This window comes from Micromonospora sp. RTP1Z1 (genome assembly GCF_033804685.1).
GTDB lineage: Bacteria > Actinomycetota > Actinomycetes > Mycobacteriales > Micromonosporaceae > Micromonospora.
On the sequence record NZ_JAPFQV010000053.1, the window covers coordinates 37421 to 45036 of the forward strand.

General features: G+C 68.6%; 8 protein-coding genes and 2 pseudogenes. 4 read left to right on the forward strand and 6 right to left on the reverse strand.

Annotated elements, in window-relative coordinates:
- Positions 1–127 precede the first annotated feature (127 nt).
- From helR to SLP03_RS23385, 4 genes and pseudogenes are all read right to left on the reverse strand, one after another.
- Positions 128–2341, reverse strand: a complete 2214-nt coding sequence (gene helR, locus SLP03_RS23370) for an RNA polymerase recycling motor ATPase HelR (protein WP_319462767.1) — start codon at positions 2339–2341, stop codon at positions 128–130.
- Entirely contained in the window at positions 2338–2487 is a 150-nt protein-coding gene (locus SLP03_RS23375) for a hypothetical protein (RefSeq protein WP_319462768.1), read from the reverse strand. Before SLP03_RS23375 ends, helR begins: the two co-directional genes overlap by 4 nt.
- A complete protein-coding gene (locus tag SLP03_RS23380) occupies positions 2484–2747 on the reverse strand; it encodes a hypothetical protein (protein ID WP_319462769.1) in 264 nt (87 codons plus the stop codon). The genes SLP03_RS23375 and SLP03_RS23380 overlap by 4 nt, the downstream gene beginning before the upstream one ends.
- 347 nt (positions 2748–3094) lie before the next feature.
- Positions 3095–3459, reverse strand: a pseudogene (locus SLP03_RS23385) (transposase); the annotation flags it as partial.
- On the opposite strand from SLP03_RS23385, the gene SLP03_RS23390 reads away from it, so the two are divergent.
- Positions 3367–3834 carry a hypothetical protein gene (locus SLP03_RS23390; protein WP_319462776.1) on the forward strand — a complete coding sequence of 156 codons (468 nt, stop codon included), beginning with the start codon at positions 3367–3369 and terminating at the stop codon, positions 3832–3834. The pseudogene SLP03_RS23385 and the gene SLP03_RS23390 overlap by 93 nt on opposite strands.
- Before the next feature lie 18 nt (positions 3835–3852).
- Here SLP03_RS23390 and SLP03_RS23395 read toward each other — a convergent pair.
- Positions 3853–3990: pseudogene (locus SLP03_RS23395) on the reverse strand (MerR family DNA-binding transcriptional regulator); the annotation flags it as partial.
- A gap of 30 nt (positions 3991–4020) precedes the next feature.
- Here SLP03_RS23395 and SLP03_RS23400 point away from each other — a divergent pair.
- Both SLP03_RS23400 and SLP03_RS23405 read left to right on the forward strand, forming a co-directional pair.
- Positions 4021–4935, forward strand: coding sequence for an alkylmercury lyase family protein (locus tag SLP03_RS23400; RefSeq protein WP_319462770.1), 915 nt, complete (start codon positions 4021–4023; stop codon positions 4933–4935).
- Between the two features lie 279 nt (positions 4936–5214).
- Entirely contained in the window at positions 5215–6729 is a 1515-nt protein-coding gene (locus tag SLP03_RS23405) for a pyridoxal phosphate-dependent decarboxylase family protein (RefSeq protein WP_319462771.1), read from the forward strand.
- Here SLP03_RS23405 and tnpA read toward each other — a convergent pair.
- On the reverse strand, positions 6726–7142 hold the full coding sequence (gene tnpA / locus SLP03_RS23410) for an IS200/IS605 family transposase (RefSeq protein ID WP_319462772.1): 417 nt from the start codon (positions 7140–7142) through the stop codon (positions 6726–6728). The genes SLP03_RS23405 and tnpA overlap by 4 nt on opposite strands.
- 22 nt (positions 7143–7164) lie before the next feature.
- On the opposite strand from tnpA, the gene SLP03_RS23415 reads away from it, so the two are divergent.
- Complete coding sequence (locus SLP03_RS23415) at positions 7165–7578, forward strand: transposase (protein ID WP_319462773.1); 414 nt, start codon at positions 7165–7167, stop codon at positions 7576–7578.
- Positions 7579–7616: the final 38 nt, after the last annotated feature.

Below are 7616 nucleotides of genomic sequence, written 5' to 3' on the forward strand. Positions count from 1 at the left end.
GCTCGTCAACCTGGCCCAGGCATTCGGCCGGTGCAAGAGACGGCGGTGTGTCACGGTGGTGAGGTTGTTCCGCGTTTTGTCGAACTTCGGTAGCGGTCCTCATGATCGTCAGGCGGCGATCACCTTGTCAGGATCTCGTGAGGATGACGAGTTGCTGGGTCGCTCGGGTCATCGCGACATAGCGGTCGACCGCTCCTTCGATGCCTTTGCCGAATGCCTCTGGGTCGATGAGGACGACCAGGTCGAACTCGAGCCCCTTCGACAGCTCCGGGGTCAGCGACCGGATGCGGGACGTCGTCCGGAATGTGGGATCGCCGATGACGCAGGCGATCCCGTCGGTGTGCGCGGCGAGCCAGGTGTCGAGGATCGAGCTCAGATCAGAAGCAGATCCGTGTACGACGGGGACGTCGCTGTTGCGGATGGAGGTCGGCACGTTGGCGTCCGGGAGCACGGCCCGGATGACCGGCTCGGCTTCCGCCATGACCTCTTCCGGCGTCCGGTAGTTGATGGTGAGGGAGGCCAGGTTGATCCGGTCGAGCCCGATCCGCTCGAGGCGTTCCTGCCACGACTCCGTGAACCCGTGCCGGGCCTGGGCGCGGTCCCCGACGATGGTGAAGCTCCGGGACGGGCAACGGAGCAACAACATCTGCCACTCAGCGTCGGTCAGTTCCTGAGCCTCGTCCACGACGATGTGCGCGAACGGGCCGGCGAGCAGGTCCGGGTCGGCGCCCGACAGTCCGGACTCGTCGACCAGGGCGTCCCGCAGATCCTGCTGGCGCAGCATCGTCAGCAGGCCTTCGCCGTCGTCATAGACATCGGCCTCGATCAGGTCGTCGACGACCCTGGCCATGCGCTCGCGTTCGGCGGCGACCGCGGCGTCGTGCCGGCGCTGACGTCGGGACGCCTCCGGATCGCCGAGCCGCTGCCGTGCCGCGTCCAGGAGCGGCAGGTCGGACAACGTCCAGGCCTGGGCGTCTCCGCGCTGCAACTTCTGAACGTCGTCGGGGCTGAGCCAGGGAGCGCACTTGCGCAGATAGGCGGGTACCGACCACAGGTCTCCGACGAGGTCGGCCGCTTCGAGCAGCGGCCACGCGCGGTTGAAGGCCGTGCGCAGCTCCTTGTTCTGCAGCAGCGACATGCGGACCAGGTCGGCTGGTTCGTCGCCGTCGTGCTTGTCCACCAGGATCGTGAGCAGCTCCTCCCAGATCTGGTCGCGTGCCTCGTGGTGCGGGGTACCGGGTTCTCGTGCTTCGAACGCCTCGGCCCAATCGTCGGCGCTCAGCCAGATGTCGGACGAGTCGGTCGTGACCGTCATTCCCTTGGTGGGCGGCTCCTCGTAGAACCTGACGGCCGTCTCGATCGCCTTCACCAGGTTCGCGGACGACTTCAGGAGGGCCACGTTCGGGTCGGTCTCGATCGCGGCGGCGGCTCCCTCGGCGACGAGGTCCCGCAGGGTGCAGATCTGCACGTCGTCCTCTCCGAGGCTGGGCAGGACGTCGCCGACGTAGGCCAGGTACGGCTGGTGCGGGCCGACGAACAGCACGCCGCCCCGGCGGTGACCGAGGCGAGGGTCGGAGTAGAGGAGGTAGGCGGTGCGGTGCAGCGCGACGACCGTCTTGCCCGTACCCGGACCGCCGTCGACGACGAGAGCGCCGCGGGATCCCGCTCGGATGATGGCGTCCTGGTCGGCCTGGATGGTGCCGAGCACGTCCCGCATCCGGTTCGACCGGTTGCCGCCCAGGCTGGCGATGAAGGCTGACTGGTCGTCGAGCGCGGCGGCGTGCCCTTCGAACCCGTCCGCGGTGAACACCTCGTCCCAGTAGTCGCTGATCCGGCCGCGGGTCCAGCGATAGCGGCGGCGGCTGGCCAGGCCCATCGGGTTGGCGTGGGTCGCTCCGAAGAACGGCTCAGCCGCCGGGGAGCGCCAGTCGACCAGCAGCCGACGACCCGCGCTGTCCGTGAGGCCCTGTCGTCCGACGTACACCGGCTCGGGGTTGTCCGCGCTGACCATGCGTCCCAGGCACAGGTCCAAGCCGAAGCGACGCAGTTGTCGCAGGCGAGCGGTCAGCCGGCGGACCTCCTGGTCGCGGTCCACCGCCTGCCGGCCCTTGCCGCCGGGTGCCTTGCGGGCGGCGTCGAGGCGGTCGGACAGGTCGGCGTCCACCTGCTCGAGGCTCTCCGCGATGGCCGCGAAGTGCTGCTCGTCGCGGGCGATCAGCGTCGGGTCGGCCTTGGGGGAGAGGTGGTCGGGAAAGTCAAACACGCTGGTAGTCAGGGGGCTCACGTCATCAGCTCCGATCTGAGGTCGCTTGCAAACGCCTGGCTCGGGTTGAACGGTCATCTGCTCTCCTCGGTGTTAGGGGTGGGTGTGGCCAGGCCGCCGGCGAGCATCGCGAACGCCTCGTCCACCTGGTCGGCGAGCGGGGCCGCGCCGTGGCCCGCCGTGGCCCAGCGCATCATCGCGGTGCAGAACGCGGCGCCCGTCACGGCCGCGACGAGCTGCGCGTACGCGTCGTCGCGCGGCCCCAGACGTGGTCGCGGACGTTGTCCACCGGCGGCTGGCCGAGCGACGCCCGGTGGATGTTGAGCGCCGCGCCGAACAGCGCGTTATAGCTCCGGGCGTCCAGGTCCCACAGCACCCGGTTGTCGGTCACGTCCGGCGGGAACGGCCGGCCCGGCAGCGGGTGCGGCGACGGCAGCATGGCCACGACCGGCACGTCGCCCAACCGGTCCAGGCGCGACAGCATGGCGAGCGGCCTGCGCAGGCCCGCTCCACCGCGTGTGCTACGTCGCCATCCCCCACCCGCTCAGGCTTGTGTAGCCCCGTCCTGGCGAGATTTCACACCGTACGGCTCGCTCGCGGCCCGTCCAGCCCCCACGAGACGATCTTGGCAGATGTGATCCTGACCATTTCGCGACTCCCCATTTCCGTAGGTTCTGGCCTCGGCCGACGATTCTGCGGCACGACCCGGGTCTTGCCGCAAGTCCCCAGGTGCGATATATGTTGAGAGTGGAAAGGAGTGGGTGCCTTCCTTTCCCTTGATCGTCCGCTGGACGGACAACCTCCCCGCGAAGCGGTGGCGCGCCGCGTACGGCGGTACTCCCGGCGGATGCGGAGGCGGCGGAACCAGTGCAGCAGGGCGATGGTCTGTTCGACGACCCATCGTCGGGTGCCGAGTCCGGATCCGTGGCCGGTACCGCGTCGGGCGATGACCGGGGTGATGCCCTTGTCGCGGAGTTGACGGCGGTAGATGTCGTAGTCGTGGCCGCGGTCGGCGTAGATCCGCTCGGGCCGTTGTCGCGGACGGCCTCGGATGCCACGGTCGGTGGGATCTTGTCGACCAGGGGCATCAGTTGGGTGACGTCGTGGCGGTTGCCGCTGGTCAGGCTGACGGCGAGGGGGATGCCGCCCGCCGTCCACGCTCGACCAGGACCCGGCGACTCGCCGACGGGCTGACCGAGACCTGGCAGCACCACCTGTCCGCCGGGCTGCCGCCGGCGGACGCGGCCCGCGCCGCGATCGCCGAATTCGGCAGCGTCGACCAGATCACCGACGCGTTCGTCGTGCAAGCCCTGGTCGGCGGACCGCTCGGATGCACGCTGCTGGCAGTCGTCGCCGCGTTGATCACTGCGGCGACCAGCCGGCGCAGCTACCGCCGCGCCCGCGTCGGGGAGAACGCCGGGCTCGGCCTTGTCGCCCTGGACGTGGCGATGGTGGCCGCCGTTCTGCTTGTCACCCCGACCCTGGTGTGGCCCATGCTTGTGGCGGTTCCGGTCAGCCTGGCCCGCATCGGCCTGACCCTGCGATCCCTGCCCCGAGCACGCGCACACTGACCGACCTGGTCGTGCCGGGGCGGGCAGCAGGCCGCGTCGTTCGTAGAAGCGCAGGGTCTCGGCCGTGACTCCGGTGGCGTCTGCCACTTGCCTGGTCCGGCTGGTGCCAGTGCGCCCAGCGGTGGCCTTTGACCCTGAGTCGGATACGGGGTTCACACTGGTGGGGTGATAGTCGAACTTCGCTCGGTGCCGGACTGCCCGAATCTCGCCCCGGTCAGGGAGGCGCTGTACACGTCGTTGGCCGCCCTCGGGCTGCCGGCCGAGGTGACCGAGGTGGTGGGGGACTATCCGTCGCCGTCGGTGCTCGTCAACGGCGTGGATGTGATGGGCGGGGTCGTTGACGGCGGGGCGGCGTGCCGGCTGGACCTCCCGACCGCCGAGCATATTCAGTCAGCCGTGCAACAGGCGATGACGTCGGAATCAGCGGCGGTCCCGGCTGGGGCGGGCCTGCAAGCGGTGGATTGCTGCGCCCAGCCGGGCAACGCCATCCGGGTCGACCGGCCCCGCCGCGCGGCGCAGCTGCCGGATGGTTTACGTCAGGTGCATCGGGCGGTCCTGCGCCATTTCGCCGCCACCGGGACCGCCCCCAGCCCGACCGAGATCAGCTCGGCCGCCGACGCGGCCGGCCTCGATGCGGCAGCCGCCCTACGGCAACTCAGTGCCGTGGATCTGCTCGCCGTCGACGACGGCGCACGGCTGATCGCCGCCTACCCGTTCTCCCCGGTGCCGACACCGCATGAGGTGTCGCTCGGTGACGTCGACGTGTTCGCGATGTGCGCCATCGACGCGCTGGGCATGCCGTTCATGCTCGACACCGACGCGGTCATCACCTCCGCAGACCCGCACAACGGCAACCCCATCCAGGTCACCGTCACCGAAGGCGCCGCCACCTACCAGCCGCCGGAAGCGGTGGTGGTGTACGCGGCCAGCCGGACGACCGGCCCCTCCGTAGAGACCTGCTGCTCCACCATCAACTTCTTCACCTCGACCGAAAACGCCCAGGCGTGGATCAGCGCCCATCCCACCCTCACAGCCACCGTCCTCGACCAAGACGACGCCCTCACGCTGGCTCGCGACATCTTCGAGCCGCTGCTCGCCTGAGAGTCGACAACCACGGGTTGCCTGCCCGCGAATCGACAACCGGTCAGCTAGGGTGCGGGTGAGCATCATGCTGCGGGTAATCACCCGCGTCAGACACGGCAGTCGGCATTATGCGAGCCATGAGCGGGGGCCGGGGTCGTGAGTAGCCCAGGGGACAGCCATCCTCACTGACACGAGTACGAACGGACCCTCGGCTACGCTCCGGCGATGAGTCCGACGTCATCCGGTCCACCGATCGAAGAGTCCGCGCTGGATCCCTCGCCAGGGAGGATCCGCGAGATGGGTATGGAAGCCGTGGAGTGGGCCGCCGCCTACCATGGCTCGATCCGCGACCGGCCTGTCGCTCCGCGTACCTCGGCGGCCGCTCTGAAGGATCTACTCGCCGAGCCGCTGCCCGCCGAAGGTCGGGATTTCAGCCACTTGCTCGACGTATTTCGCGACGTGATCGTGCCTGGTAGCCGGCACAACGGGCATCCGCGCTTCTTCGGGTACGTCTCCGCGCCGGGCACGCCGGTGGCGTCGGTGGCCGACTTCCTCGCCTCGGCTCTGAACGCGAACCTTCCCGCCTGGAGATCAGCGCCGGCCCCCACCGAGCTGGAACACGTGGCGATCGGCTGGATCAAGGAGGCGCTCGGCTGCGACCCGAGCGCTGGTGGCCTCTTCATGAGCGGCGGCTCAATGGCCAACTTCGCCGCTCTCGCCGCCGCACGGCACCGCCACTGCGGCGATGCGGTCGCCACCTACGGCGTCAGCGCCCACCCCAGGCCGCTACGGATCTACGCCTCCCAGGAAGCCCACCACTCGATCCACAAGGCCGCCGCCCTCCTCGGCATCGGACGCGGGAACGTACGAGAGGTCGCGGTGGACGCGCGCTTCCGGATGGACGTCGACGACCTCGTACGCAAGATCGAAGAGGACCTGGCCGCGGCTGCGGATCCGTTCTGCGTGGTCGCGAGCGCGGGCACGGTGGCCACCGGTGCGGTCGATCCGCTGACGGAGATCGCGGCAATCGCGAAGCGGTACGGGCTGTGGATGCATGTCGACGCCTGCTACGGCGGCTTCGCCCGACTCGCCCGCTCGGCCCGCCCACTCTTCGATGGCTTGTCGGAGGCGGACTCGATCGCCCTCGACCCGCACAAGTGGCTCTACCTGCCCGCTGACTGCGGCTGCCTCATTTACCGCAACCCCGAGGCGGCGCGCGACGCCTTCACCCTGGACGCCGACTACACCCGCGTTATGCAGACCGAGCCCGCCGAGGCGTTCACGTTCTGGGATTACGGCCCGGACCTCTCCCGGCGTTTCCGTGCCCTCAAGGTCTGGATGGTGCTGGCCCACGCCGGTTCGCAGGCCATAGGCGAAGCGATCGAGTCCAACCTCGACTGCGCCCGCCATCTGGCGGAACTCGTCGACGCCAGCGACGACTTCGAGATGCTCTCCCCGGTGGAGCTCTCCATCTTCTGCTTCCGCTACCTGCCCCCGGCGCTACGTACCGGGCCAAGATCCGGGGTCGACGAGCAGGAACTCGACCGCCTCAACGAAGAAGTCCTGGTGTCGCTGCAGCAGGCCGGTAGCTCGTACCTGTCGAACGCGACCATCAACGGCCGGTTCGCGCTACGCGGCTGCGTACTCAACTACCGCACCACTCGCAACGACATGGAAATACTGCTCGACGACGTACGCCGCGCCGCCGAACAGGTGCCCGGCGCTACCGGAATGCGGGCCAGTGCTCCGCCCCTTCAGGGCGGGGTGAAGGCCCGCGCTGGGAGGGCCGCAAAGGCCCGGGCAGTGCCTTAAGCCGGACGGTTCTGCTGCTCGATGTAGTGGCGGACGACGCTCAGCGGTGCGCCGCTCACGGAGCCGGCGAAGTACGAGCCGGACCAGAGTTTGTTGGTCTGGTAGTAGTGGCGGATGAGGTCGGGGAACTCCTGCCGCAGGCGGCGGGAGGAGACGCCCTTGAGGCTGTTGACCAGGCGGGCAACGGCCACCTTGGGCGGGTAGTTGACCAGCAGGTGGACGTGGTTGTTGTCGCCGTTGAACTCGATCAGCTCGGCCTCGAAGTCGGTGCACACCGCCCGCATGATCTCTTCCATCCGGGACAGGTGCCGGTCGCTGAACACCTTGTGCCGGAACTTCGTCACGAAGACCAAGTGAACGTGCATCGCGAAAACACAGTGTCTACCAGTGCGGATGCCTTCGAGTTCAGCCATAAACCAACGGTACAGTTGCCTCGTGCAGCTGCGTTACAACTATCGCGTCTACCTGACGTCGAGTCAGCAGCACGGGCTGGCGAAGGCGTTCGGGTGCGCGCGGGTGGTGTTCAACGACGGGCTGCGGGCACGGCAGCAAGCCCGCGAGCAGGGCTTGCCGTACCTGTCGGACGCCGAGCTGTCCAGGCAGGTCATCACGCAGGCCAAGGACACGCCGCAACGGGCATGGCTGGGTGAGGTTTCGTCGGTGGTGCTGCAGCAGGCCCTAGCGGACCTGAACACCGCGTACCGCAACTTCTTTGCCTCGCTGTCGGGCAAGCGCAAGGGCCGCAAGGTGGCCCCGCCGCGGTTCCGGTCCCGCAAGACATCCCATGAGCTTGAATGTCAAGCAGCGACCTCGGTGAGGTGGTGTGACCACGCGGTCGCCTCGTCGTAAGGAATGCCGGTCTTGAGGCATCCGTGCAGGATGCCGAC